Source organism: Rivularia sp. PCC 7116 (assembly GCF_000316665.1).
In the GTDB taxonomy this organism is placed as follows: domain Bacteria; phylum Cyanobacteriota; class Cyanobacteriia; order Cyanobacteriales; family Nostocaceae; genus Rivularia.
The window spans coordinates 731572-757658 of record NC_019678.1; the positions used below are offsets into that span (position 1 = coordinate 731572).

Annotated in this window: 20 protein-coding genes and 1 tRNA gene; 10 read left to right on the forward strand and 11 right to left on the reverse strand. The window is 37.7% G+C overall.

What is annotated here, in order from left to right:
* Window positions 1-281: 281 nt before the first annotated feature.
* Entirely contained in the window at window positions 282-758 is a 477-nt protein-coding gene (gene lspA / locus RIV7116_RS02720) for a signal peptidase II (RefSeq protein WP_015116733.1), read from the reverse strand.
* Between the two features lie 20 nt (window positions 759-778).
* Window positions 779-1366, reverse strand: coding sequence for a biotin transporter BioY (locus RIV7116_RS02725; protein ID WP_015116734.1), 588 nt, complete (start codon window positions 1364-1366; stop codon window positions 779-781).
* Between the two features lie 621 nt (window positions 1367-1987).
* Here RIV7116_RS02725 and pstS point away from each other — a divergent pair.
* From pstS to pstB, 4 genes are all read left to right on the forward strand, one after another.
* Window positions 1988-3133, forward strand: coding sequence for a phosphate ABC transporter substrate-binding protein PstS (gene pstS, locus RIV7116_RS02730; protein ID WP_015116735.1), 1146 nt, complete (start codon window positions 1988-1990; stop codon window positions 3131-3133).
* A gap of 112 nt (window positions 3134-3245) precedes the next feature.
* Window positions 3246-4208, forward strand: a complete 963-nt coding sequence (gene pstC / locus RIV7116_RS02735) for a phosphate ABC transporter permease subunit PstC (protein ID WP_015116736.1) — start codon at window positions 3246-3248, stop codon at window positions 4206-4208.
* Window positions 4209-4229: 21 nt separating this feature from the next.
* Window positions 4230-5111 carry a phosphate ABC transporter permease PstA gene (gene pstA, locus RIV7116_RS02740; RefSeq protein ID WP_015116737.1) on the forward strand — a complete coding sequence of 294 codons (882 nt, stop codon included), beginning with the start codon at window positions 4230-4232 and terminating at the stop codon, window positions 5109-5111.
* 147 nt (window positions 5112-5258) lie between these two features.
* Window positions 5259-6062, forward strand: coding sequence for a phosphate ABC transporter ATP-binding protein PstB (pstB, locus tag RIV7116_RS02745; RefSeq protein ID WP_015116738.1), 804 nt, complete (start codon window positions 5259-5261; stop codon window positions 6060-6062).
* 109 nt (window positions 6063-6171) lie between these two features.
* On the opposite strand, the gene RIV7116_RS02750 is transcribed toward pstB, so the two are convergent.
* The 3 genes from RIV7116_RS02750 to RIV7116_RS02760 form a co-directional block, all read right to left on the reverse strand.
* Window positions 6172-6242 (reverse strand) — tRNA-Gly (locus RIV7116_RS02750).
* 51 nt (window positions 6243-6293) lie between these two features.
* Window positions 6294-7712: a hypothetical protein gene (locus RIV7116_RS02755; RefSeq protein ID WP_015116739.1), complete on the reverse strand. Its 1419-nt coding sequence runs from the start codon at window positions 7710-7712 to the stop codon at window positions 6294-6296.
* A 106-nt stretch (window positions 7713-7818) separates the two neighbouring features.
* Window positions 7819-11328, reverse strand: a complete 3510-nt coding sequence (locus RIV7116_RS02760; RefSeq protein ID WP_015116740.1) for a response regulator — start codon at window positions 11326-11328, stop codon at window positions 7819-7821.
* 1706 nt (window positions 11329-13034) lie between these two features.
* Here RIV7116_RS02760 and RIV7116_RS02765 point away from each other — a divergent pair.
* Together RIV7116_RS02765 and RIV7116_RS02770 are read left to right on the forward strand one after the other, a co-directional pair.
* The gene (locus tag RIV7116_RS02765) at window positions 13035-13676 is read left to right on the forward strand and encodes a GNAT family N-acetyltransferase (RefSeq protein WP_015116741.1); all 642 of its coding nucleotides are present in this window, start codon (window positions 13035-13037) and stop codon (window positions 13674-13676) included.
* Window positions 13677-14545: 869 nt separating this feature from the next.
* A complete protein-coding gene (locus RIV7116_RS02770) occupies window positions 14546-15094 on the forward strand; it encodes a hypothetical protein (protein WP_015116742.1) in 549 nt (182 codons plus the stop codon).
* A 38-nt stretch (window positions 15095-15132) separates the two neighbouring features.
* Here the strand turns inward: RIV7116_RS02770 and RIV7116_RS02775 are convergent, their stop codons facing one another.
* The 4 genes from RIV7116_RS02775 to gorA all read right to left on the reverse strand — a co-directional run bounded on the left by RIV7116_RS02775 (window position 15133) and on the right by gorA (window position 20447).
* Window positions 15133-16290, reverse strand: coding sequence for a histidinol-phosphate transaminase (locus RIV7116_RS02775; protein WP_015116743.1), 1158 nt, complete (start codon window positions 16288-16290; stop codon window positions 15133-15135).
* Between the two features lie 289 nt (window positions 16291-16579).
* Window positions 16580-17218: a YqiA/YcfP family alpha/beta fold hydrolase gene (locus RIV7116_RS02780; RefSeq protein ID WP_015116744.1), complete on the reverse strand. Its 639-nt coding sequence runs from the start codon at window positions 17216-17218 to the stop codon at window positions 16580-16582.
* A 261-nt stretch (window positions 17219-17479) separates the two neighbouring features.
* Window positions 17480-18859: a glutathione-disulfide reductase gene (gor, locus tag RIV7116_RS02785; RefSeq protein WP_015116745.1), complete on the reverse strand. Its 1380-nt coding sequence runs from the start codon at window positions 18857-18859 to the stop codon at window positions 17480-17482.
* Between the two features lie 241 nt (window positions 18860-19100).
* Entirely contained in the window at window positions 19101-20447 is a 1347-nt protein-coding gene (gorA, locus tag RIV7116_RS02790) for a glutathione-disulfide reductase (RefSeq protein ID WP_015116746.1), read from the reverse strand.
* 659 nt (window positions 20448-21106) lie between these two features.
* Between gorA and RIV7116_RS37325 the strand changes: the two genes are divergently transcribed.
* Complete coding sequence (locus RIV7116_RS37325) at window positions 21107-21235, forward strand: hypothetical protein (RefSeq protein WP_015116747.1); 129 nt, start codon at window positions 21107-21109, stop codon at window positions 21233-21235.
* 684 nt (window positions 21236-21919) lie between these two features.
* On the opposite strand, the gene RIV7116_RS02795 is transcribed toward RIV7116_RS37325, so the two are convergent.
* Complete coding sequence (locus RIV7116_RS02795; protein ID WP_015116748.1) at window positions 21920-22408, reverse strand: allophycocyanin subunit alpha-B; 489 nt, start codon at window positions 22406-22408, stop codon at window positions 21920-21922.
* A gap of 220 nt (window positions 22409-22628) precedes the next feature.
* Between RIV7116_RS02795 and rlmD the strand changes: the two genes are divergently transcribed.
* Together rlmD and RIV7116_RS02805 are read left to right on the forward strand one after the other, a co-directional pair.
* Window positions 22629-24011: a 23S rRNA (uracil(1939)-C(5))-methyltransferase RlmD gene (gene rlmD, locus RIV7116_RS02800; protein WP_015116749.1), complete on the forward strand. Its 1383-nt coding sequence runs from the start codon at window positions 22629-22631 to the stop codon at window positions 24009-24011.
* Window positions 24012-24428: 417 nt separating this feature from the next.
* Window positions 24429-24884 carry an anti-sigma regulatory factor gene (locus RIV7116_RS02805; protein WP_015116750.1) on the forward strand — a complete coding sequence of 152 codons (456 nt, stop codon included), beginning with the start codon at window positions 24429-24431 and terminating at the stop codon, window positions 24882-24884.
* An 87-nt stretch (window positions 24885-24971) separates the two neighbouring features.
* Here RIV7116_RS02805 and RIV7116_RS02810 read toward each other — a convergent pair whose 3' ends face one another.
* Entirely contained in the window at window positions 24972-25259 is a 288-nt protein-coding gene (locus RIV7116_RS02810) for a DUF6439 family protein (RefSeq protein ID WP_015116751.1), read from the reverse strand.
* A 340-nt stretch (window positions 25260-25599) separates the two neighbouring features.
* Between RIV7116_RS02810 and RIV7116_RS02815 the strand changes: the two genes are divergently transcribed.
* The gene (locus tag RIV7116_RS02815) at window positions 25600-26010 is read left to right on the forward strand and encodes a hypothetical protein (RefSeq protein WP_015116752.1); all 411 of its coding nucleotides are present in this window, start codon (window positions 25600-25602) and stop codon (window positions 26008-26010) included.
* Window positions 26011-26087: the final 77 nt, after the last annotated feature.

The window sequence follows — 26087 nt, forward strand, 5'->3', positions numbered from 1 at the left end:
AGGGTAATACAAAAAGTAGATTCTGGTTTCTCAAGAATTGGTGGTTAGGTTGAAAGCTATACCTGAAGCCAATAATGAGTATCCAGAATTTTTTCTTATTTGCCCCCTTACTAACAAACCTGGTTCTCAAAACACCGGGTTTCTAAATATCTCAAACATTCATAGCTAAAATATTATTGCGAACCCCAAATCCAAGCAATCTTGCGATCTTAATATGAGATTATTAACTGTAGCTTTTTATTTCATAAGCTGATTTTCGCAAAATAAGAAATTAAGAAAGCTTATCGCATAGCACGGGGATTCGGAGGTGTTTTTTGGAAAGAAGCAATGATTAAGCAGGCAATACCAATATTAATAAATACATCTGCCAAATTAAATACTGGAAAATTAATCAGTTTGAAATCAAGAAAATCTATAACATAGCTATAGACAAACCTATCAATACCATTGCCCATCGCTCCACTTAAAATTAAACCGTATCCCCATTGCTCCCAGCGAAGCAAAAATGGAGTAAACAAAGCTAATGCCATCAACGCCACGCTTACTAACAAAGATAGCCAGCGCAACCACTCTACTTTGCCCGCAAATAGACTAAAAGCAGCCCCAGTATTCTGAACATAAGTAAAGTGAAATATTCCTTGTATTAACGGTCGTGTTTCGCCTAAATTAAAAGTTTGTATAACCCAGTATTTTGTCAGTTGATCCAACAAAACACCAGCAATAGCAGCGATCCAAAAGATGCGATTTCTTAAGTACATAAAGTATTAGTTATTAATAACTAATAAAACATTAAATGCCGCAGTACGTATGCTATTACGGTAACGACACAAACTACAGCTAATTGTCCCGGTAATGCAAACAATGAATACTTAAGGATTGCTTGCAATAATGATAAATTTTCTGTACCCTGCCAACCTAAAACATAAGTAATGACCAAATAACTAATACCGCACAGATGAACTGTTAACAAGCCACAAATACAACTAAATGCCAAAGTTTCTAATTTAGGTCTGGCTTTAAAGGCAAACAAACCGCAAATCCAAGCTCCAGGAATAAAACCCACCAAGTATCCAAACTGAGAAAGCTTGACGTAGCCGATTCCTCCGCCATCTGCAAATACTGGCAATAGAGTCAAGCCCATAACTAGATAAGCAATCTGTGAAAGGGCACCAGCATTTTTACCTCCCAGACAACCAACTAACAGCACCCCACCAATTTGATAGGTGACTCCTAAAGAAAAAGCATGAACTCCTTGGTTACCCCAACTCCAAGGCAGGGTGGTAATATAGGCTTCCAAAAAGGTACCACCCATAGTTAGTAGTAAGCCAATCATTGACCATAATAATTGGTTGGATGCGGCTAACATTTAAAAAACACTCATACAAAAATCGGAAAATAATGTTTTGCTATTTGTTGAATAATTAACAAATATACTAATGCTTCTTTATTTGTGTCGCATCCTAGTTTAATGCGTCTAACTACAAGTGTCCAAAATTCTAGTCAAAACAATGAGGGAAACCTACACTAGTTAGAACGCATTTTTAATCTTTACACTTACTAATATTTTTATAGCTTTATTGATATTGTCTTTACGGTTTCCACACCCATTCGGTAAAATATCTTAACTTGCATCTGGTTGTTAATACAAAAACACACATACTCAATATTTATTTATTCATATATATATTCTGTGCTTAAAAACTTTCATTACTCTTTAAAACAAGCTTGATTTTGATCGACCTAACTTTGACTCAGTATAATTCGCAAATTAAAGAAGTTATTAGAGATATAGAACAAAATTTCTAATGTATTATTTATTTCTTTAATACAAGCAAATACATGTAAGAAAGTTACGTTCGCAATAAATGTATGTTTTTGCGTAAATACAGTACAGATAAGCATAGTTAGCTGGTTTTGTTAACCTTATCTTTACTGATTAGCTGTATATTATAAACGATACCTGCAAAATTACTCAACTTGCACATCTATGTTTTCTACTAAGTCTGTAGCGAAAAAATCTCGTTTTGCTTCTCTATTCTCAGTATTAGCACTTACTGTTACTTTGGCTGCTTGTGGCGGTGGTGAAGGAACCGATAACGCTGGTGGAGATAGTCCTAATGCTACCGATGTAGCTGCTAACACCAAATTAGATTTAGGTGGAGACACAACTTTAGATGGCGCGGGCGCATCTTTCCCAAGATTGCTTTATGAGCGTTGGTTTAAAGACATTAATGCTAAGTATCCTAATCTCCGAGTGAACTATCAGTCAGTTGGTAGTGGTGCTGGTGTTAGACAATTTACCGCTGGTACAGTCGATTTCGGTGCAAGCGACGTAGCAATGAAGGACGAAGAAATCGAAAAGATAGACAGAGGCGTTCTGTTACTACCTATGACTGGTGGTAGCGTTGTATTTGCTTATAACTTACCCGGAGTAGAAGGTCTTAAATTGCCACGTGCAGTTTACACCGATATTTTGTTAGGCAAAATTACTAAGTGGAATGATGCCAAAATTGCTGCGGCAAACCCTGGAGTTAATCTTCCCGACCAAAACATCACAATAGTACATCGTTCCGATGGTAGTGGTACAACTGCTGTATTGACAAAGCACTTGAGCGCTGTTAGCCCAGACTGGAAGAGCGGTCCTGGCGAAGGTAAAACTGTATCTTGGCCTACCGGAATTGGCGCTAAAGGAAATGAAGGTATTACCGCTCAAGTTAAGCAAACTCCTGGTTCTATTGGTTATGTAGAGTACGGTTACGCTAAGAACCAAGGTTTGACTATGGCGAGTTTGGAAAATAAATCAGGTAAATTTGTTGAACCCAGCGACGAAGCTGCATCTAAAGCTTTGGGAGCAATCGAACTACCAGAAAATCTCCGTGCTTTTATTGAAGATCCAGAAGGAGATGAAGTTTATCCTATTGTTACCTACACCTGGCTTTTGGCTTATAAGAAATATGACAATCCTGCTAAAGCCAAAGCTGTAGAAGCAATGGTTGAATATGGTTTGACTGAAGGTCAGAAAGTAAGTACAGAACTTGGTTACGTTCCTTTACCTGCGAATGTTGTTGAGAAAGTCGCTGCTGCTGCTGACGCAATCAGCCCCGAGTACAACATTAATGTTGCTGCTAAGTAGTAAGTAATGGTTGAAAGTAGATTGTTCAACCAAGTGCGATCAAAATTTAATTAGTCAAAGAATAATGTGGTTCGCTCCCACATTTTCTCTATTACATGGGTAAAGTTTTTTTATGAATGCACCAACCCAAAATAGTCAAACAGACGGAAAAAACCGCTCTGAAGCAGATAGAAAGCTTGACAGCAGTTTTATTTGGGCAACGCGAATTTTTGCTTTCGGTATTGCCGCCATTTTGCTATGGATCGGATTTCAGGTCGCTGTCCAGGGATTTCCGGCGCTACAGGAATTTGGTCTTGGCTTTTTATTCAATGCTGCTTGGGACCCAGTTAGAAGTAACTACGGAGTACTGCCCCAAATTTACGGAACTTTAGCTAGTTCTTTTATCGGTTTGTTAATTGCAGTACCCATTGGCGTTGGAACCGCTGTATTGTTGAGCGAAAATATATTGCCGCTGTCAGTGCGAACCGTGCTGGTTTTTCTAGTGGAGCTGCTAGCAGCAATTCCCAGCGTTGTATATGGTTTGTGGGGAATTTTCGTTTTAATTCCTTTCTTGGGAGGTGTTGGTCAATGGCTGAATCAGTACTTTGGTTGGATACCACTATTTAGCCGTCCCGAATCGGGAGCAATTGGCGGTCCTGGATTGCTACCTGCCGGACTTATCCTAGTAATTATGACTTTGCCGATTATTACAGCAATTTCTCGCGATGCACTGGCTTCAGTACCTAACAATTTGCGCGAAGCTGCTTATGGATTGGGATGTACTCGTTGGGAAACACTTATCAAAGTAATTATTCCTGCTGCATTTTCCGGTATTGTCAGTGCCATTATGCTAGCACTCGGTCGGGCTATGGGAGAAACGATGGCTGTAACCATGTTGATTGGTAACTCCAACAGAATCAGTCCTTCTTTGTTTGCACCTAGCAATACAATTGCTTCTTTATTAGCAAATCAATTTGCAGAAGCTGGTGGATTACAAATCAGTGCCTTAATGTACGCTGCTTTTGTACTGTTTATATTGACTTTGGTTGTCAATATTTTGGCTGAGTTAGTAGTGTTGCGAGTCAAGCAACTGTAAAAAGACAAGGTGTGTTAAATAATGACTAGTTTTTCCGACCCACAGGATTTCCCTCGGGGTAGCTTACAGGGTTCAGCAAGCTCTCCTCGCACGCTATTCAATAATTTAATGAATGGTGTGATATTCGTTTGCGCTGGCTTAGCTTTATTACCTTTACTACTGGTACTTTCTTATCTACTTATCAAAGGCTTCGGTAGTCTAAGTTTAGATTTGTTTTACAAATTACCTCCAGCACCTTTGGATAAAGGTGGTGGTTTCGGTAATGCCATTGTCGGTACTTTGATAATGGTGGGAATTGGGGCTGCAATTAGCGTACCAATTGGAGTCGCAGCAGCAGTTTATCTCACTGAATTTAGCAAGGGACAAACGGCTCGTTGGATTCGCTTCGCTACCAACGTTTTGAGCGGAGTTCCTTCAATTATTGCTGGAGTTGTAACCTATGGTATTTTAGTCGCAACTAAGTATGTTGGATATTCTGCTATTGCAGGTGGGGTGGCTTTATCAATTTTGATGTTGCCAATTATCGTTAGAACTACAGACGAAGCCTTGCAGTTAGTATCTAAAGATTTGCGCCAAGCAGCTGTTGGAATTGGAGCTACCAACTATCAAACGGTTTTACTAGTAGTATTGCCTGCGGCTTTACCATCAATTATTACTGGTGTTACCTTATCTATTGCTCGTGCAGCAGGAGAAACTGCACCTCTAATCTTTACTGCTTTATTCTCCTTCTTCTGGGTCAGAAATTTAACCGAACCAACCGCTTCTCTTGCTGTTTTGGTTTATAACTTTGCAACATCTTTCGACAACAACCAGCAATCGGTTGCTTGGGCTGCATCTTTAGTTTTGGTACTAATGGTTTTAATTTCTAGCATCATTGCTCGCTTTACAACTCGTAGCAAATAGAGTTGCTCTAAAAAGTTAGGTAAAATTTGGGTTAGATTAAAATCAATATAATTTTTCCCAAAGGTAATAAAAGAGCATTTAGTCAGGCATCTAAGAGAAGAACGCAAGAGATTTTAAGCTTTCGGAGAAACAATTCACGTAATATTTATGGCTACACATATTTCCACCGCGCAAGACACCCAAACTGTATTACGGACAGAAGCACTAAACGTTTATTACGGTAAATTTTTGGCACTAAAGGATATCTATATGGATATCCCTAAAAATCAAGTAACAGCTTTTATTGGTCCTTCAGGATGCGGTAAAAGTACTTTACTCAGGTGCTTTAATCGTCTTAATGACTTGATTGACGTATTTAGAGCCGAAGGAAAAATTCTATATAATGGGGAAAATTTGTACGCCCCCAAAATCGATCCCGTAGAAGTACGCCGTAGAATTGGGATGGTATTTCAAAGACCAAATCCATTTCCCAAATCAATTTATGAAAATATTGCTTTTGGAGCTAGAATTAATGGCTTTAAAGGTGATATGGATAAGTTGGTGGAAGAATCCCTTAAAGGAGCGGGTTTATGGGAAGAAGTTAAAGACAAATTAAATCAAAGTGGATTGTCCATATCTGGGGGACAGCAACAGCGTTTGTGTATTGCACGGGCAATCGCAGTCAAACCTGATGTTATTTTAATGGACGAACCTTGCTCTGCTCTTGACCCCATTTCTACAAATAAGGTAGAAGAATTGATTAAACAACTCAAAGAGCAATTTACCGTTGTTATCGTTACTCACAATATGCAGCAAGCATCACGAGTATCTGACATGACAGCATTATTTTATGTAAACACAAAACAAGGTGGTCGCAACGGTTATTTGGTAGAATACAACCAAACTGAGAAAATTTTCCAAGACCCTCAACAAGAAGAAACCAAAGACTACATCAGTGGCAAGTTTGGTTAAATCTTGGATATTTTTTAACACTAGCTACAAACTATGTTGAATACAAAAAATAGCCCCTGGATTTATCTTAGGGGCTATTTTCAAAAATTACTTTTTTAATAACAATCTAAGCGGGCGGCGGGAATCGAACCCGCATCATTAGCTTGGAAGGCTAAGGTTTTACCACTAAACTACGCCCGCGTTTTTTCAACCCTATTACTATACTACAGTTGAAGATAAAAATCAAGAGCCTTACTGAATTTTTATGCGTATCAATGACTTGCTTGCACGTGGTGTTTGCTTACCTGTTCTTGGATCTGTATCTGTTGCTGGATAAAACAATTTCTTACCCTTTAAATTTTTATCTACATATATTTGATATTGCTGTCTTTTTTGTCCCAACGTGTTTGGATCGACAAATAGCTCTTCGACTTTACCTTCCTCATCAATTGTTAAATATACCTGAAACTCCACAGGGTCAAAGTTATTTTCTTGAGAAGTTTTAATTACAAAGTTTTTAGAAATATTTTCTCTAAGTTTAGGTGGATTCTCTGGTATGTCGTTTTTTGGCTGATAAGGAACTATATCCCAATTCGCTGTTAATAAGGCACCACTTTGGTTTAATTGAGTTTCTTGGCTTTGGTTGAGTGGAATATCCTCGTCTTCGTTGTTCTTGACAGGTGATTCTGGGGTTTGTTGATTGCTTGTGCTGGCTTGTTTTACGTTTTGCCCCTGTTGATTTATTATTTTATCGGTTATTTTTTCGCCATCTCCGGGATTTTGAGGCTGTTGTCTGGTTGCTAACCGACGCTGCTCTTCCGCTTCTAACTTACCCTGCTGTGCTAAGCGGCGATTATTTTCTTCTTGCTGACGTTGCGCTTCTAATTGACGTTGTTGTTCTTCTTCTTGCTGACGTTGAATTTCTAATTGACGTTTTTGCTCTGCTTCTTGCTGACGTTGAATTTCTAATTGACGTTGTTGTTCTTCTTCTTGCTGACGTTGAATTTCTAATTGACGTTTTTGTTCTGCTTCTTGCTGACGTTGAATTTCTAATTGACGTTTTTGTTCTGCTTCTTGCTGACGTAGTTGTTGTGCTAGTATACGTTGCTGAAGTTTTTCTTGTTGAAGTATTTGAGCTTCTAGTTCTGCTTGTTTAATTTGTCTTTGACGTAATTGTTCTGCTAATTGCCGCTGTTGCTCTGCTTCTAAAAGACGTTGTTGTTCTGCTAATTGCTGTTGTTGTAATAATCTTTGCTGACGCTCTTGTTGGGCTAGTTGTTGTTCTATTTTTTGATTATTAAAAGCAATCGCATTCCCATCATTCGTAAAAACCGGAGGCTTGACGACAGTTGATAGATTCTCAGCAGATTGTGAGTTTTGAGGAACAATAGGTTTTATTGCCTTTGATGAAACTGGTTTTGATTTTGGTTTCGATTTTGGTTGAACTGATGATGATTTTTGTGGAGAAATTTCAATAAATTCAATCGGCACAGGCGAACCATAATTAGCCGAACGCGATCCAAAAAGTTGATATGAACTAATAAACCAAAACGCTAGTAGATGCAGGATAACTGAACCACATGAAAAAGCAATCCACCATGTGGGTGAATCTGTTTGTCGTCTCCAAGCTTTTTCTGGGATGGAAGTTTTTTCTGCAACCGTTTGTGTCATATATCTATATTAAAATCGGCAGGACAGCGGACTTTGTTATTCAATCTTACCGTTATTAAAAAGGTATATTAAGTTGTTTTAGGCTATCTCGAAAAATAACTATTTGCTATTCTAACGAGCGGACTACCAACTCTGAAGTCACGGCGAAAGTTAGAACTGTTTCATCTATTCCCTTCAACTCCAACGGTTTACCCTTAATAATTTCTTCTTCCTCCAAATAATCAGCCACAGCAGCAGAAACAAGAATACTACCAGGGTCAGCTGCACCTTGCAAGCGAGAGGCAATATTTACAGATGGACCAATAGCCGTGTAATCGGCGCGTTCGGAACTTCCAAACATGCCCACCACTGCTGTACCTTGATGAATACCACAACGGAATTGAAGTCCACTGCGTCCGTCGCTATCAAAAATACCTTGCGATCGCCAACGTTCGTTAAGCTCGGAAAGACCTCTTAACATTGCTCTAGAAGTATTTACAGCTCGCCGTACCTGCTCGTTAGGTGTCAGTTCTTCTGGTGCCCCATATAAAGCTAAAATTGCATCTCCCATAAATTTATCTACGGTTCCGCCGTTATCAAACACAGCTTTTGTCATAGCTTCTAGATATTCATTGAGCAATTCTGCAACTTTTCGCGACCTTAAGGTATTCGATAATTGAGTAAAACCAACGATATCGCTGAATAAAACTGTAATTAAACGCGGTTCCGGACGTAAATCTAGAACTAATTCGCCTTTTTGAGCTTTTTGAACCAAAACAGGGGGTAAAAATCGCTGAAGTACAGATTCTGTTAAATAGGTATTCAATTCCACGACTTTACGTTCGTTTTCTTTTAAAGCTAAAAGGTTTCTTGCTTCTGCTAAAAGTTCTCTATCATTAAATGGTTTCGCTAAATAAGCATCTGCTCCCCTTTCAGTTCCTTCAATACGAGTATCTTCATCGACTTTAGCAGTAAGCAGAATAATTGGTATGCCTTTGAGCGTTTCCTCCAAACGTATAATCCGAATCATCTCTAATCCGGTTACTACAGGCATCATTAAATCTGTAATAATTAGATTAGGCAAAAATTCTTTAGCTATATTAAAACCTTCCGAACCATTTCGGGCTGTTTGTACTTGATAGCCGTTAGCGCGAAGAATACTAGATACATAAGCTCGCATGTCAGGATTGTCGTCTACAACAAGAACTGATTGTCCTTTTCCTGTTTTTAAATCTGGAGATTCAACACTATTAGGCAACAATTCTCCTGGGATATTGTCAGTGTTATAAGTATCTGTTGATTCTATTAATTCTAAATCAGCTAACTCCACAGCAGCACGACTAACATTCACTTGGGCTGCTGTTTCTACTACTTGTGAGGCATCTAAATGAGCGCTTCCTGGCTGAAGATATATTGTAAAGGTAGTACCGTGTTCATATAGAGAATCAACAGTAACTTTACCTCCATGAATTTCAACTAATTCCTTAACTAAAGCCAAACCTAAACCTGTTCCCTCATAAGAACGATTTTCTGAACCTTCAGCTTGACGAAAACGTTCAAACAAGTGGGGAATTTCCTCTTCGGCAATACCAATTCCTGTATCTTCTATCTGCAAGACACAATCCGAACCTGTATACTGCACTCTAACTATAATATTACCGTTTTGAGGAGTAAACTTCATGGCATTCGATAGCAGGTTATAAACTACCTTATCGAATTTTTCTATATCTAAATAAACCGCAGGACAATCTTCTAACTCAGTAAGCAGATTTAATTGTTTTTTCTCGCAGTACGGACGAAAAGACTCAACAATTTGACTTACAAATTGAACTAAATCGCACTTGCGGAAACTTGGCTGCATTCTTCGGGCATCCAAACGTTGTAGATCCAATAATTGATTTACCAGTCTTAATAAACGTCTGGAATTACGCAAGGCAATGTTACTTTGTTCGTGAGATAGTCCTTCACCGCTACCAACGGCTGACTCTAAAGGACCTTGAATTAAAGTTATCGGAGTTCGGAACTCGTGAGAAATATTTTGGAAAAATTCGGTTTTTTGCCTATCTAATTCCAGCAATCGTTCGGCTTGTTCGCGGGTTTGCTGATAAAGTCGGGACTGCTGAACTGCTAGAGCAGCTTGAACTGCAACAGATACAGCTAACTCTATTTCAGATTTCAACCAATCGCGTTCCTTTGTACTTTGTCTTAAAGTAATACTGCCGATAATTTTTCCATCGGCAAGTAATGGAACTACCATCAACGAACGAGTAGCCATTTTTGAAGGTAAATCAAAACCTTTGACTTCGTTTGAGTAATCGTTAAGATTGTTAACAATTACCGGCTCTTGAGTTTGCAAAATTTGTTGCAATATTTGGTTTCCGGTAATTGGTGCCAAAAGCTGGGGTAATTGATGAGTATTCAATCTGACTTTACCGTTTGAATAATGCTTCACCTCTACCTGAGAACTATCATACAAACCGACACATTCTACGAACTCATCTTCGGCAGTCCATAAAGACAAAACGCACCCATCCACCTGCAAAGCTTGTCCGAGTTGTTGCGTAATAGCCGCAAAGATTTCTTGGGGGTCTAAGCTAGAACGGATAGCACTAGTAATAGTATTAATTAATACTTCTCTTTGAGCGAGAGCATGTACCTGCTCGTAAGCGTGGGCTTGAGATAAAGCCAATGCTGCTTGATTCGCTACCATCACTACCAACTGCACATCATCTTCTTCCCACTCGCGTGACTCTTTAGCTTGATGCAGTGCTAATACAGCCATTAACTCTTGTTGGCAAATCAGCGGAACAACCAAACTAGAAAAAATTTGAGCATTACCGAAGGTGAGAGCGCGATTGCTTTTCTCGGAAGTGTCTCCTTGAACCCGCTCATCCGTTGTTGCATCAGAAATTACCATCACTTCGCGAGTTTCCCATACTGTATGGGCTAACAGTTCGGTAGAGGAAGGCAAACAATTGGCTTGAATTAATTCATCTTCATCCTTCTCAGAATCAGGTAATTGTGCTTCTTCAAGATTTTTTTGATAAATAAAACCTTCATTTACTAAATGTCCATTCTGGAAGGGACGTAAAAGACATACATCAACTTCCAACATATTACCTACATTATCTACAATCGCTTGCAGAATTTGCCGATAATCTAAGGCGCTGCGAATGGTATTAGTTAGAGAGTTAAGCAGCGATTCTTGACGTAATGTACGGGTTAATTCGTAAGTACGCGCTTTGAGGACATTATGAGTATCTAACGCTTGGCGCACTACTGCTTTAAGTTCTTCTGCTTCCCAAGGCTTCGTTACATATTTGAAAACCTTACCAGCGTTTATAGCTTCCACCAAGTCTTCGACATCAGTGTAGCCAGTTAAAATAATCCGGATAATATCTGGGTACTGAGTAGCTGTCAGGCTAAGAAATTCTGTACCACTCATCATCGGCATTCGTTGGTCGGAAATAATTACTGATATATCTCCTTCTTTGGCTAATAATTCTAATGCAGCCGGACCACTTGTAGCTCGTAGCACCTTATATTCACGATAAAAGGTACGGTATAGCAGATCGAGGTTGTCGGGTTCATCATCAACAACCAGTATTTTTGGCTTTCTGTTTACTTGGGATTTCATGCACCGCTTCCATGCAGTAACGGCAGTCGGATAAACAATTTAGTTAGGTAAGAATGTTTTAACATTCGATTTAATGGCACAATATTTAAAATGCAATTGGCAATCGCTTAGTTTAAAGCAAACTTCTTGGTCATAAATTCTTAAGCCAAGACTTGGCTTACACGATTACCATGAAGCTTGGCATGATGCCCTTAATCTGCTTCATACTCAGCTTCAGTTGTCAAAACTAGATATCTGATAGCCATTTTTTTCTTCATCCACAGCAGGATTTTTTTAATTAAATGTACATTTGTCAACATTGGTTGAATTTATCTGCCCAGCATCTGTTTTATTAGTTTTCCCGAGTTAGCACCAACACTAACATCTGAAAGTAATTTTTATTCATCACAATCAGATGTTTCTAAGTTTTATTACTTATCTATGATTGTAATTTTAGTCTAATAAAGAACATATTGCGCCCGTGGAAAATCAGTATAAAGTTATCATACTGCTAGGTAGATTGCTATTTTATCAATCACATCTGAAGTTTGTTTAGCAATCCAATGACGATCGCTATGCAAATTATGCCTTAAGTGTTTGTAAGATAATTATTTCTAACCAATACAAATGACCTAAAAATAATTCTAGTGACTGACGATCTAAGCGATAACTAAACCAAAGTCAATCATTAATCTAGCAACCTCGGCGATCGCATATGTTTTGTTAAGTGCTAAATCTAACTTATGACCTTATGTCTGAAAGTGATGAAAAGCATTTTAACAGGATGCTTACAAAGGTATTAGAGGCTGTTTCATAACTTAGCCTGCTTTAGAAATGACCATAGTGGCGACAAAAGACACTAAACATAGATTAGAATGTTTATTCCTCGTGTTGTACTTTGTTATGCAATATAGAGGAGATTTCAGCCAGTACTTCACCAACCTTCAAATTGCCGATTGAGAAAAAGGAGTTTCTTGTAGGGAGTAGCGAGAAGAAAGTTAACTTTGCTTTGTTGACTTAGTGAATTACTAATACCTTGTCCCATTGGTTTTACTAGTCTTTATTAAACCTGTATGCTATACATATTAAGGTTTTTAAGGATATTTGAATTCCTTAAAATTAATGAGACAGACCATTAGAGAATCGTAACTAATTCAATTATTGAAGATGAAGTGCTTTTGCGGCGAGCTTTAAATTAAAAATTCGGTGTTTGATAAAGAACTTGTTACTATCAATAGTCAGGAGGTAAAGAAATATCTATCATAAGCTTAAAATCAATTGATTTGTTGTATAACAAATCAGGCTAAAAATTTAGGTATTGCTGAATATCACTAATGAAGGGGGAATTATTTAAAGTTAGCTCCAAGTGAACTAGTGTTTTTCCATCTATCAACTAATATTACTATCCGTATTGTTACTTAGAACCTACAATTTTTGAATATTTTCATCTATTTTGCACAATTTTTGTTCATTACAGGGTGTTTGGTGCAAGGCAAAGCAGATAAAATTGAAAAAATTATGAACTTATGTATCAAGTAGAGTCAATATATTAATCAATATAATTCTTCGGTTTCTCGCTTTTTCGTCTGTTCTTATACTTGTTTATTAAATCAGATATGTAAAAACACATTCGATGTCAAACTCGTATTTCTAAATTTTTCAATTTACAAAATAGAGTTTTCACGCCAAGACAAATGATATTTTACTAAATTTGACTACTATTTTCAATGAACAACTTTAACAGTAGGCTTGCTTTGAATCCTTGGCTTTCTCTTCCGTCTCATCAAAAATCAGTTGCGGTAGTTAATACCCCAGTGAATTGCGGTTTCCAAATCAGGATTTGTACGGTTAGCGACTTAACTAGTATTGCTCAAATTATCGCCGAAAGTTTTCACTCCCGTGATGGCATATGGGGATGGGCTTTTCCTTTACTGCGTTTAGGTATTTATGAAGACTTAAAACATCGTTTAGCAACCTCTGCTCCTCATCATGTTTGTTTAGTCGCTGTTGATACTAGCACTAAAGCAAGTTTGGATTTGGTTGCAACTGTAGAATTAAGCGTGCGTTTGGGTGATGCTTGGACTTACGCGGGTACTCGAAAGAGTTATGCTTATTTATCCAATTTAGCAGTACATCCACAATATAGAAGACAAGGAGCTGCTCGGGCATTGTTAACTAGTTGTGAAAAAGTTGCTAGTGATTGGGGATTTCAAGATTTATATCTTCATGTTTTGGAAAATAACCATCAAGCACGACAACTTTATTTTAAATTAGGATACCGGATGCACCAGATTGATTCTAATTGGAATACATTCTTCTTTAGACGCTCGCGACAAATTTTACTTTATAAACATCTTTTGGACTATTAAACAATCTTCTGATTGTGTACCGCTTATCAATAGTTTTGCTATAGAAATAATTAACCAAAATGTAAATTACAATATTGACGAATTATGGTTCCGGTGTTAATAAGTTTTTTTTGAATTTATATAGTTTCGCATATAATACCCAATCGATATTTAAATAATTTTGTGTTTCAATCAAATAATGAAATAGATATTTAAAATTGATCTATATTTTTCTTCGTTAAAATATTTATGTTTAACTGGCTCAGCACTTTCTGCTGTAGATAGACGGCATGAGATTTTTTTAGCCATCTATATCACAAATTTCCTATAAATTAACAATAATAGATAGCGTACATCTAGTCTGGAAACTATTTAGGAGCAACATAAAGATATAAGGACACTACAACTTTAGCAAATTCTCTACTATATTTATATTTTCTTTAAAATCTTGTTGATGTAGTTGTAGTAAGCTAATTTTGTAGAGATATTTAGCGGAATATATTATTAAGCTAGGTCCTCTTCTTACTGAGCACTATCATAATTTATTTTATAAAATTTAGATAGTTAAACCATCTGAAATTAAGTATTACAAGCTATAAGCGTAAAATAACAGTGAAATTGATTAATGGCTTACACTAACTTTGTATATAAAATATCTATCTTTATAGAAACTTTAAGTAAACATTCCTGTACTGCAAGACAAAACCAGTCAAATCACATAAAATATGGTTACTCGATAGGTTAATCTAATTTATTTTGATTTAAATTTAGTTAAACCGAACAATAAAGCTTTAGGCAATAGTGACACTAATAGCTGTATTCATTGATTTGATGACCTATTTCCTGTTTAAGTTCAAATAAGTTCCTTTATTGTTTAATTTTTAGAAAAGATGGATAGCGAAAAGCACCTACGCTATCAAACTGCTATGGTATCAACTTATTATCCTGACACTTGTTTTCTTGACTATCTTGTGATGCCAGATGGACTTGAGCAATCTCATGGCTCAGATCTACTGACAAAACTGCATAGTGGAAAAGTTTTTATGGTCAATAGTCGTAGACGAAACGGGCTAATACTTTTTAAAGGTTATCATGCAGAGTTTGCTGGTCCTGGAGCCGCTGTAGGTGGCGATTATGACCGGGATTGCCTTCACGTGTTGCCAATCGGAAACATTTCGTCTATGTTGTTAACGACAAGTTCCTCTGATGAACGCCAAAAATCTTATTTAATAAGAAGGCAGTGGATTAGATTAATTAAGCAAATTACTGAAAATCCAGTTCCGCAACAGCGAGTTCAAAGAATTCTTGACCAGTTTGAACAATATTTTCCACCAGAAGTAGTAACTCAGCTACCAGATGAAGCATTTGCGATGTTAGTAGGAGTTTTGCCACAAACTGTAGCAATAGTGCGGCGTTTGGGAAATGAAATAGAGCTTTAATTGAAGAAATAAATTAACAAAACGCTATTGATTAATAGCTATAATTCTAGATTGTTATAAGCTTTTTGGAATCTCTCTAAAGTACGGACGTTTTCCGATGGAGAGCCTACAGTAATTCTTAATCCGCCACCGGTTAACCGTATTAAAGTGCCCGAGCTTTTGAGTTCTTTATGAAGATTTGTTAAGGCAGTATTTTTTTCTTCACCCAACTGCGTTTTTAAGCGTAGAAAAACAAAATTAGCGGCACTTTCAAATATTTCAAATTCTGAATATTGAGATAAATTTTTAATTAATTTTAAACGCTCGTTGTTTGTTTGAGAAACACACTCAAGCAAAAGCGAGCGGTTTTGAATAGCTATTAATGCAGCTGCTATTGAAAAACTAGGAAGATTGTATGGTAAGCGAACCTTTTCCAGGATAGCAGTGACTTCTGGATGAGAAATAGAGTAGCCTACACGCATTGCAGCCAAGCGAAAGCCTTTAGAGAATGTGCGTAATATAATCCAATTAGGATGTTGAGAGAGTTCACTTGCTAAGGTATTTTGGCTGAATTCAAAATACGCTTCATCAATTACAACTAAAATATCTTGTGGTAAACTTCTTAACCATTCTAGCTCTGCCGTTGTTAAGCAATTAGCCGTAGGAGAATTTGGGTGAACAACAAAAACTGTTCTGATAGGCGGTTTTTGAGTTTTTGCTATAGCTTCCGAAGCTGCTTGTAAATCAATTTCAAAATTTTCTGAATTTCTAGGTACTGAGACTACAGGTATTCCTAAAGCCTGAGCCAAAATTCCATACATTGAAAAGGTTGGTTGAGCCACTAACACCGAACCATTACCTCCCAAACAGGTGGAGATTAGGATTGAACGGATTAGTTCATCGGAACCATTTCCCAGGGAGATATTATTACTTACAAAAACATTGGAAGAAAGGTTAGCCGATTCATTAATATATTCACTAATAGCTTGCTTAAGTAAAGAATGTCCTCCATCTGGGTAACGATTAGTTTTGATTAATTCTTTATAAGTCCAGGCTAACTTTTCCTTCAAAGCAATAGGTAAATCATAAGGACTTTCATTCGTATCAAGTTTGTCTGACTGTGTTGGGGCTGGTGATATTTGAGAAGCTACACCAATTCCGAGTTGGGGTTTATAAGCTGCTAATTCGACTAGATCGTTGCGTAGGAAAGGAAGCATATAAGTTTTGGATTTTGGATTTTGCTTGATTGTGGGGATATTTATTTTTCTTCCCTACAACATTTTCATGACGGATTTGATGTTTATTTAATAGATTTATTTATCTTGTCCTAAATTAAAGCTAATTTAATTTAGATAAGCTATAGTCACTCAACTTTTAATATTTGATTATTTGTACACTTTAAGTAAATATACATAAGAGTATAATTTAAATTAGGTAAATATTCTCATTAAGTATTCTACATACTGCATTTTTTTGGTTAACTGCCTTTAGATTACAGGTTTATAGCTAAACTTTGGATAACTGACAAAAATCTTCAACCGCCTGCCAGATATCTGAGATTGCATTCCCTAGGATGTGATCGCTATTAAGTTCTATTAAATCTGCCCAGTAACGTTGTTGAGCATAATCTCGACTAGCTTGGATGGGAATGACTTCATCATATTTTCCATGCAAGATAAGCGTAGGTATAGGACGTTTCAAAAATATTTGATGATATTGGTTGGCATCGAGCACAAAATCATAACTTAAAGGAAGTTCCTGTTTTTGCCCGTAATGATAAACCATAAGGTATTTTTCTTGTTGCCAACGCTGTATAACTTCTGGAGCAAAAGTAAGTAGCCAGTGAGACAAAAATTCAAAAGCAGGGGCTAGTAAAACCAAACGTTTAACCTGTGGAAACTTTTCTCCTATATAGGCTGCTGTTAAACCTCCTAGGCTTGAACCAATAATAGTTACTTCCACCTGTTTTTCCAAACTCGCAGCAACTTGTTTTAACTGGCGTGTAATTGTAAGGTGATAAAAATCTTTACAATTCAGGTCGGGAATTTCTAGTTTTATTTGATTTTTAGCGAAGCGTTCAGCTATGTATCTAGCTTTATTAGAATTTGGGCTAGATGCAAAGCCGTGAAGGTAGATGTAGTGCAATTTATCGGTTATTAATAAATGATTGTCAATTATTAGAGATTGTACCTAATGGGGTTAATTTCTTACTATATAAGCCAAAACCTGTCCCAAAGACATCCCGAAGATTTTGCACGATCGAAACTGAGGGCTTAAAACCATTTAAAATTTAATCCAAAATCTTAAATCTAAAATGTTTTCAATTGTAAGATATATAGTTTTTTGAATTGTTTATTGATAGTTTGCACCCTGAAAGTGAAAATCAATTTATTCGTTATTAAACTTTTACCGCATCGTCACGAATTCTTCTGCTGCTGAAGGGTGAATACCAACAGTCGCGTCGAAGTCTTTTTTTGTCGCACCCATTTTTACAGCTATAGCTATGCCTTGCATTATTTCTGCTGCGTAGTCTCCCACCATATGAGCACCTAAAACTTTATCAGTTTCGCCGTGAACAATTAATTTCATCATTGTTCTTTCTTCCTGTTGGGGTAGGGTATAAAACATGGGACGAAAGCGAGTACGATAAATTTTTATTTTGTCATCTCCAAATTTTTCCTTGGCTTGAGCTTCAGTAAAACCAACGGTAGCAGCTTCTGGTTGAGTAAATACAGCAGTAGCAACATTTTCGTGACTAAAAACAAGCTTCATATCACCATATTCACTATCAGCAAAAGCTCTGCCTTCACCAATTGCCACAGGAGTTAGATTAATTCTATCTGTCACATCACCTACAGCAAAAATATGTGGCTGATTGGTTTGACTATATTCGTTGACAATAATGGCGTTCGTTGTACCGTATCCATGCCCTTCAACTGCACTAGGAACCAAATCTACTTTAGCTTTTTCCAAACCTAGTCCATCTACATTGGGTACGCGACCTGTAGCCACTAAAAATACATCAGCAACTACTGCTTCTTGCTGTTCTCCTGACAAACTTAATTCCAAACCTGGCGATGTCTTTTCTACTGATGTTACCTCAGTATTTTTAATTATCCGAATACCGTGATTTATCATTCCTTCTTGGATTCCGGTACGGATATCTTCATCAAAACCTTTCAAAATAAGGTCGCGGCGGATTATTTGAGTCACTTCACAACCCAATCCCCGCATAATGCAGGCGAATTCTGAACCTATATAGCCAGCACCAAGAATGGCTATATGCTTCGGTTGTTGTTTGAGGTGGAAAATCTCATTAGAGGTGATAGCCTGTTCTATTCCTGGTATATCGGGTTTAGTTGGTCTTCCTCCAACCGCAATCAAAATTTTATCCGCAGTCACTTCGCGTCCATCAACTTGTATAGTATGCTCGTCAATTAAACTGGCGCGACTTTGGATTAATTCAACTCCCGCTCTTTCCAAAAAGTTTATGTGTAGTGCTGATAGCCTTCTTACCTCATTGTCTATAGATGTGATGAACTTTTCCCATTCCAAGTCAGTATCGCTGACTTGCCAACCATAACCAGCTGCACTTTCAAATAAGGAAGGGAAATGAGAAGCATACACCATCAGCTTTTTAGGAACGCAGCCACGAATAACACATGTACCGCCAACTAAATCATATTCGGCGATCGCCACTTTTGCTCCATAGCTAGCGGCGCGTTTGGAAGCTGCTAAACCTCCAGAACCGGCACCAATTACAAACAGGTCGTAATCGTAAGTCATAATTTTAAGCGTGTTATGCAGCAACAAACAAATAAGCTTACAGTCAAGCTTATGTACAGTTAATCTAAACTTACTCCGGCTAGAAGCATAGGCTTGAGCCAGAAAACTACTTAAGAGCGAGATTTTTGGTCATTTAAAGATTTGACACGTCCTCACCATTTCCTTTCACAAAGATGCCACTAAACTTTAAACCAAGAAACTTTTTGACATGGAAGTAAAAGTGTAAGCCGTTAATCCTTGATTAATCTAAGGTGAGGAATTCTTCAGCTGTAGTTGGATGAATGGCAATAGCATCGTCTAAATCTTGCTTAGTAATGCCTTTGCGGAGTGCGACACCAAGAGATTGAATAACATCGCCAGCATGTTCGCCTAACATGTGAATCCCAATTACTCGTTCGGATTCACCTTCAACAACAACTTTAACTATTGCTTGCTCTTCAGAAGAAGCTAATTGATGCATTAGTGGTTGAAATTTATTGCAATAACATTTTACAGAGTCGCCAAATTCCGAACGCGCTTGACTCTCAGTCATACCCATACTTGCTATTTCTGGACGGGAAAAAACAGCAGAAGGTACATCACCATAATTTACAGTTTGGGGTCGATCTGCAAAGACTGTATTGATAAAAGCAACCGCTTCTGCTTTAGCTGCTGGTGTTAGCTGTAAACGGTTAGTACAGTCTCCCACAGCGAAAATATTTTCTTGACTGGTGCGGCTGTATTCATCTACTTTAATTGCGCCCTTTTCCCCTACTTCCACTTGTGCATTTTCTAAATCAAGATTTTTGGTATTCGGGGCACGCCCTGTAGCTACCAAAATAGTATCGGCAGCAATGGTTTTTTTGTACTTTCCGCTGACATTTAGCAGCAAACCTTCTTCGTAATGCTTAATGTGCGTCGCAGTACTATTGCTGACAAATTTGATTCCCCGCTTCGATAAGCTTTCCTGAACGCATGTGCGGATTTCGTCGTCAAATCCTTCTAAAACAGTTTCATCTGTGTCAACAACAGTAACTCTACAGCCAAAAGCATTCATCATGCTAGAAAATTCTACACCAATGTAACCGCCCCCTATGATTGCCAAGCGTTTTGGCAAATAAGGTAAATGAAACATCTCGCGGGAAGTAATAGCGTATTCTATGCCGGGAATATCCGGAATAAAAGGACGTGCACCTACAGCAATTAAAATTTTGTCTGCGGTAATTTTGCGTCCGTCTACTTTAATGGTATGAGTATCGGCAAAAGTGGCATGACCCCGAATTAATTCAATACCAGTTTTTTCAAATCTTTCTTGATAAGAGCGATTTATGCTATCTATTTGCTTGTGTACTGAATGGATAAACTGCGTCCAATCGAAATGCGATGAACTTTTACTCCAGCCATAATCAGTTGCGATTTTATTATGTAGCGCGAAGTCAGCTGCGTAGACAATTAGCTTTTTAGGAATGCAACCGCGATTCAAACAAGTACCGCCAAGGGCTTCTTGTTCGGCTACGGCTACACGCAAACCTAAAGAAGCAGCTTTTGAGGCAGCAGCCGCACCAGCAGAACCAGCACCCATTATAAATAAATCGTAATCGTATGTCATAACTGCGGAGATTTTGAATTGCTCTCTAAATGAATGCTTTTTATTCTATTTTTACTCGTCCGATTTCGATTCGGACAAACAGGAGACGAAATAAGGCAGAAAATTCCGTAAAAAAATAGGCTGGCTAGTACTTAGTTTAACCTAGGCTTATGTAACACCCGTAAGCGGCGAAAGAAAACCGTGAGCTTTACCATGCCTTAACCTACTCTCCGATAACCTCTGTGAGGGGATGGGAACACCGTGGGCGGTGAACGGGCAAACAACGTCAACGTCAATGCTAACGTCAATCAATAGCTCGTGTTTCATTCAACATCTTTTAACAGTTTGCCTGCATGTGCATCAAGAATTATGTCTGACCGGATCGCACTCACCGGAGGTGTGATTTACCAGCCTTCACCCTTAGTGCGGTTAGGCTGCGGTTAATCGCGTCGAATGATTCGAGGTTGTAATTAATCTTAATTGTATAGATATTCCTTTGAAATTCGGAAATCTGTACATAAAATTATGATTTTTTTTGCAAGCAAAACATTTTTTATAAGCGATGAAGATTATTACAAACACTTATCTACCTCTGAGGCAATACCGCAACTGTCTTTAGGATGAGTTTTGAATTATTTTGCAATATTTTTTAAATATTGTTTAAGTAATTTCTCAACTAAATGGCACTTGCGCGACAGCAAGAAGAAATCGAACATCCGGCGGTTGAGGTTGTCCTTCCTTATGTAACTCGTGAAACTGAATATTTTTTATTATTAAACCCCTTCTCTGAAAAGAATTGTAAAGGTTAGCGACCTACTCTTAAAAAAATGGGCAGGCTTTTAAAAAGCCCTCGTTTTAAAACATCGGAACTCGTCGATTCTGTGTCTGAAAGACCCAGAACAGGAAGCCTGCCCATTTTTTAATAGAGAAATTTTTACAGTTGTTTATAATATAGATTACTTAGATTAGACGCGCATATACGTAAATTGAGTCTTACAAATTTATTAGAAATAATTAAAATAAAGTTGATACATCTAACATGCAATCTCGTTGTGACGAGAATCACAAGTATCCATGATTAAGATCCTCTGCTAATAAAAGAAAAATGTACATAATATATATAACTGAACTCTAGCCGAGTCATTAATAGGGAACACACTAATAGCCGACAGCCTTGAGCAAAGGACTGTCGGCTTTTTGTATTTATATTTATATTGATAGGGGATAGGGGAAATAAGAGAATTTTATCCGATAATTTGTATTTTGCGATCGGTTTTCTTTGGCGTTCTCATAACTCAAAAAAGTTTCCCCACAACTTGTTGGTAACTTGACAGAGATTCTGCCGCAGCCACTATCAAGTGTGGGGAAGATTTTAAGTTGGATTATTAGTTAAATCCGTATTATATTCAAGATTTCTTACTTGATTCCTGTCAAAAAGTATGCATGGGGACATAAGAAGTAAGGTCGAATGTCAACAATCCCTTTTTGCCAAGCTATTGAGCCATAGCTTGAATAATCAAATCGAAATAAGGAGCGGCTTGTTGTGCATCTTCAGCACTTAATAAATTAATTGAAGCTTCTTTTAATCCCTTAATAGCTTCAACCATACCGGGTACGGGAACTCCCAAAGAGTTGTACATTTCCTTAACGCCAATCAAACCAATTTTTTCAATTGGGTCTTTATCACCTGCGAGTATGCCGTAGGTAACTAGGCGTAAATACCAACCATAATCGCGGATGCATAGGGCACGTTCGCGCTGTCCGTAAGCGTTACCACCGGGGGCAATAAAGTCAGGACGCTTTTGCCAAAGTGTTTTAGTCGCTTGCTCAACTATCTTTTTTTCATTTTCAGTTAAGGTATTTACTATTCGCAACCGTTGTGCGCCTGTTTGCAAATAGTCTTTGATATTTTTGAGTTCACCACTGCTCGGATAACGCAGTTGATCGTCGGCTTGGAGAATAACTTGGCTTACTACAGTCATGATTTGTAAAAGAAAGCTCAATTTAATTATTACTGTTAGTTTAACGACTCAGGTGCCAAGAAGTGAAGGGGAAATGGAGAGACAAGGGGAAAACGAGAAAGATACTTATTAACTCTTAACTCTTAACTTTTAGATTGCGATCGAGGCTGTGGTGCTAGTCATAGATGGCGATTAACTGTTAATTGTTAATTGTTAATCGTCAGCTGATAACGGATGTGGGATGACTAGAACAAAATGGAAGCAGGGCGATCTGGTTGAAACTATAATTACAGACTTGAGCGATACGGGTGATGGTGTTGCCAGAAGCGGTGAATTGGTAGTGTTTGTACCGGATACTGTTCCCGGAGATCGCGTACTTATCCGTTTAATAAATGTCAAGCGGAATTATAGCAGAGGCAAAGTTAAAGAATTATTACAATTGTCGCCTCATCGAATTAAACCTAATTGCATTGTTGCGGATAAATGTGGCGGTTGTCAGTGGCAGCATATTAGCTATGAATACCAATTAGAAGCGAAACGTAAAGCTGTTATTCAAGCTTTAGAGCGTATCGGTGGTTTTAAGCAACCGCAAGTAGATGCCCCCTTAACTGCGGGTAAGCCATTGGATTACCGCAATAAAGCTACTTATCCGATGGGAACATCTGTTGGTGGCAAAGTTATAGCAGGTTATTATCAAAAATCTTCTCACCAGATAGTTAACTTAAACCAATGCCCGGTACAGGATTCGCGGTTAAATCCTTTTTTAGTAGAGGTAAAACAAGATATCCAATCATTGGGTTGGTCAATTTATGACGAGGGCACTCATAACGGAATAGTACGCCATTTAGGTTTACGTGTTGGTCGCCGTACCGGACAAGTTTTGTTGACTTTGATTGTCAAAGACTTGAATTTACCAGGAATTAAAAAGAAAGCCCAGGATTGGTTAGAAAAATATCCTTCATTAGTTGGAGTGATGTTAAATCTTCAGAGCGATCGCACTAATCGTATTTTTGGTGATGATAGCAGGTTAATCGCCGGAAATCCTTATTTAGAAGAAGAGTTTGCTTCTCTTAAATTTCAAATAAAACCAGATACTTTTTTCCAAGTAAATACTGAAACTGCTGAATCATTATTGTACGAAATTCAATCAGAATTAAATTTAAAAGGCACGGAAATACTAGTTGATGCTTATTGCGGCATTGGGACTTTAACTCTACCCCTTGCTAAACAAGTACATCTTGCTATTGGTTTGGAAATACAAAAATCATCAATCGCAAGCGCGAGAATTAATGCTCAGTATAATCACATAAACAACGTAACCTTCCACTCGGGAAAGGTAGAAGAATTACTGTCTCGGATATCTACGAAACCAGATATTGTTATACTTGACCCACCAAGAAAAGGATGCGATCGCACTGTAATTGAAACTTTACGCAAATTAAAACCATACCGTATTGTTTACGTAAGTTGTAAACCAGCAACACTTGCTCGCGACTTACAGCAACTTTGTGAAGATAGTTTATACACTTTGTCGCGAGTACAACCCGCTGATTTTTTTCCTCAAACAGCTCATGTGGAAGTTGCTGCATTTCTTGTACTATCTGATGCCCGTCAAGTTACTTAGTGTAATTCTAAGGTGAAATTTTAAAATTGTAGTCTAGCGCATAGTAAAAATGCTAAAATTGAATTAATCTAAATATAGAATACCTTTTGTATAAAGAAATTCACGCTCTGAGCCGACTCCAAACAAAGAAATAATAAGTTGTTTAAATTACAAATCAGCATTGTTTTAGAAGTATTAAAATACTCATTGTTACTTCAATTAAGTTTATAGTTCGTAAAAGTTTGTAGAAAAAAAATTGCTGATCAAAATTTGAGCAACCTTTATTTCAAAAAAAGAGTCAATGCTAAGTAGCATACAAAAATTAGTTGTACAGACATAGAAGTTAAGTCAGCATGACCACCTCAACTGAATTTCAGGGTGCGCGGTAGATAGCAAAAGTCATGTCTAGCGGTCGCCGAAAGCTACGGGGTTTCTCTTGTGATTACCATTTCACTTCGTCCGGTAGGACGTAATTGGGGCACTATTAGTTTTGCCTCAACTCTATATCTCTGCCCAATTTTAGATTTGCTTTTGGCAGAAATTCCAGGAGAAATGCAAGCCGAATTAAGACTAGGACTTCAAGAAGCCCTAGTGAATGCAGCGAAGCACGGCAATAATCTCGATCCTGGAAAAAAAGTTGTAGTTCGTTTTTCTTTAATTGATGATAGATATTGGTGGGTAATATCAGATCAAGGCAAAGGATTTATTCCTGAATGCGATTGTGAAGAAGATCCCACCGAGTATTTGCCACCTGATGAATCAGAAAATGGTCGCGGTTTATCGATACTGCATCTAATTTTTGACCAGGTAGAATGGAATCGTAGAGGTACGGAATTGCGCTTGTGTAAGCAATTAGAGCATAAACGGTCGAGAATACCGTTGTTACGGAATTAATTATTATTTAGTTAAGAAGTTAGGATTTAAGAGTTACGAATTGTAAGGGCGGGAGTTGAAAAACAACAAGCAACCAACAATCAATAACTAACCATCTTTTTTGTCTCCGTGAGTTGGACAAGGTGGGGCACTAATAGAACGATTGAGCCAGCCACTGGCTTGTTCTAATCTGACTTGTGCTTCTTCAGATTGTTCGGAAAGAAGAAATACCAAAGCTGCTGCTGTTTGTTCGCAAGCGCGAACTTTGCGATTAGACTTAAGACGATGCCAATCGTTAGGAGATATACTTAATCTCTCCAATAAAGTTTGGGCTAGTTCTAATGTAGTGTAATCTTGCAATTGACTAGTTTTAGGCAGTTGGCTGGATTGAGACATAATCTATAGGTTGTTTATATGGCCTTAAATTTATTTTGCTCTGGATTCTTGGGAATTGACAGACATTCATTCCTAACTTATAAAACACGGAAGCAATTGAAGTAGTTCAAGGCTTGCAATTTTGCATAGTCCGTAATTATATGAGAAGACAAGAAATTTCTAGCTATTTAGATGCTGTTTTCTTGATTATCGATTAATATAGTCGCTTGGTTTTGCTTTTTGAATGAGTAACCACTTAATAAGCGGTTATTATTCTAGCAAAAATCAAGCACTGGCGGACCGCAGAAACTTGTTGGTAACTGTCTAAATGTCAAAGCTCTCTTAGTGTACTACGTCCCTCATGGAGTCGCCTAAACAATCTTCCTCTTCATCAGTCGAGCAGAATCTCGAACAAGAATTAGAGCATGAAATATTATCAGCAGAGCAAAGTCTTAGTGACTTAAAACAGCGTTACGCTCAAATGCAGGCTGATAAACAGCGCCAGATTGAACTGGTGCAACGTTTCGATGAAATTAAGCAACAAATGCAGCAAACTACTTCGCGATCGCTAAAAGCGGAGTTGAAACAAATTAAACAACAGTTGGAAAGCTTGGATAATGCTTTAGGGTTGTTTTCTGAGAGTTATTTAGTGCTGTTTGGTGGTAGCGTTATATTTACTAAAAGCGGTTTGAAAGACTTGTTTTGGCAAGTAGTCCGTTTTGGTGGATTGGGCGTTATCATAGGCTGGTTATTAAAGTCTATTAGTAGATAGTGGTTAGTAGATTAAACAACTAACAACTAACAAACAACAACTAACAGTACTTAATTTTTATTCTTGGAAGAAAATTC

Bases quoted from the DNA above. Each gene is read 5' to 3' on its own strand.
- RIV7116_RS02755 (WP_015116739.1), bottom strand. From the start codon at position 7,712: ATGACACAAACGGTTGCAGAAAAAACTTCCATCCCAGAAAAAGCTTGG.
- RIV7116_RS02795 (WP_015116748.1), bottom strand. From the start codon at position 22,408: ATGACTGTAGTAAGCCAAGTTATTCTCCAAGCCGACGATCAACTGCGT.
- pstC (WP_015116736.1), top strand. From the start codon at position 3,246: ATGAATGCACCAACCCAAAATAGTCAAACAGACGGAAAAAACCGCTCT.
- RIV7116_RS02765 (WP_015116741.1), top strand. From the start codon at position 13,035: ATGAACAACTTTAACAGTAGGCTTGCTTTGAATCCTTGGCTTTCTCTT.
- RIV7116_RS02810 (WP_015116751.1), bottom strand. From the start codon at position 25,259: ATGTCTCAATCCAGCCAACTGCCTAAAACTAGTCAATTGCAAGATTAC.
- RIV7116_RS02760 (WP_015116740.1), bottom strand. From the start codon at position 11,328: ATGAAATCCCAAGTAAACAGAAAGCCAAAAATACTGGTTGTTGATGAT.
- lspA (WP_015116733.1), bottom strand. From the start codon at position 758: ATGTACTTAAGAAATCGCATCTTTTGGATCGCTGCTATTGCTGGTGTT.
- rlmD (WP_015116749.1), top strand. From the start codon at position 22,629: ATGACTAGAACAAAATGGAAGCAGGGCGATCTGGTTGAAACTATAATT.
- RIV7116_RS37325 (WP_015116747.1), top strand. From the start codon at position 21,107: ATGGCACTTGCGCGACAGCAAGAAGAAATCGAACATCCGGCGGTTGAG.
- pstS (WP_015116735.1), top strand. From the start codon at position 1,988: ATGTTTTCTACTAAGTCTGTAGCGAAAAAATCTCGTTTTGCTTCTCTA.
- gor (WP_015116745.1), bottom strand. From the start codon at position 18,859: ATGACTTACGATTACGACCTGTTTGTAATTGGTGCCGGTTCTGGAGGT.
- RIV7116_RS02815 (WP_015116752.1), top strand. From the start codon at position 25,600: ATGGAGTCGCCTAAACAATCTTCCTCTTCATCAGTCGAGCAGAATCTC.
- pstB (WP_015116738.1), top strand. From the start codon at position 5,259: ATGGCTACACATATTTCCACCGCGCAAGACACCCAAACTGTATTACGG.
- RIV7116_RS02725 (WP_015116734.1), bottom strand. From the start codon at position 1,366: ATGTTAGCCGCATCCAACCAATTATTATGGTCAATGATTGGCTTACTA.
- RIV7116_RS02770 (WP_015116742.1), top strand. From the start codon at position 14,546: ATGGATAGCGAAAAGCACCTACGCTATCAAACTGCTATGGTATCAACT.
- gorA (WP_015116746.1), bottom strand. From the start codon at position 20,447: ATGACATACGATTACGATTTATTTATAATGGGTGCTGGTTCTGCTGGT.
- RIV7116_RS02775 (WP_015116743.1), bottom strand. From the start codon at position 16,290: ATGCTTCCTTTCCTACGCAACGATCTAGTCGAATTAGCAGCTTATAAA.
- pstA (WP_015116737.1), top strand. From the start codon at position 4,230: ATGACTAGTTTTTCCGACCCACAGGATTTCCCTCGGGGTAGCTTACAG.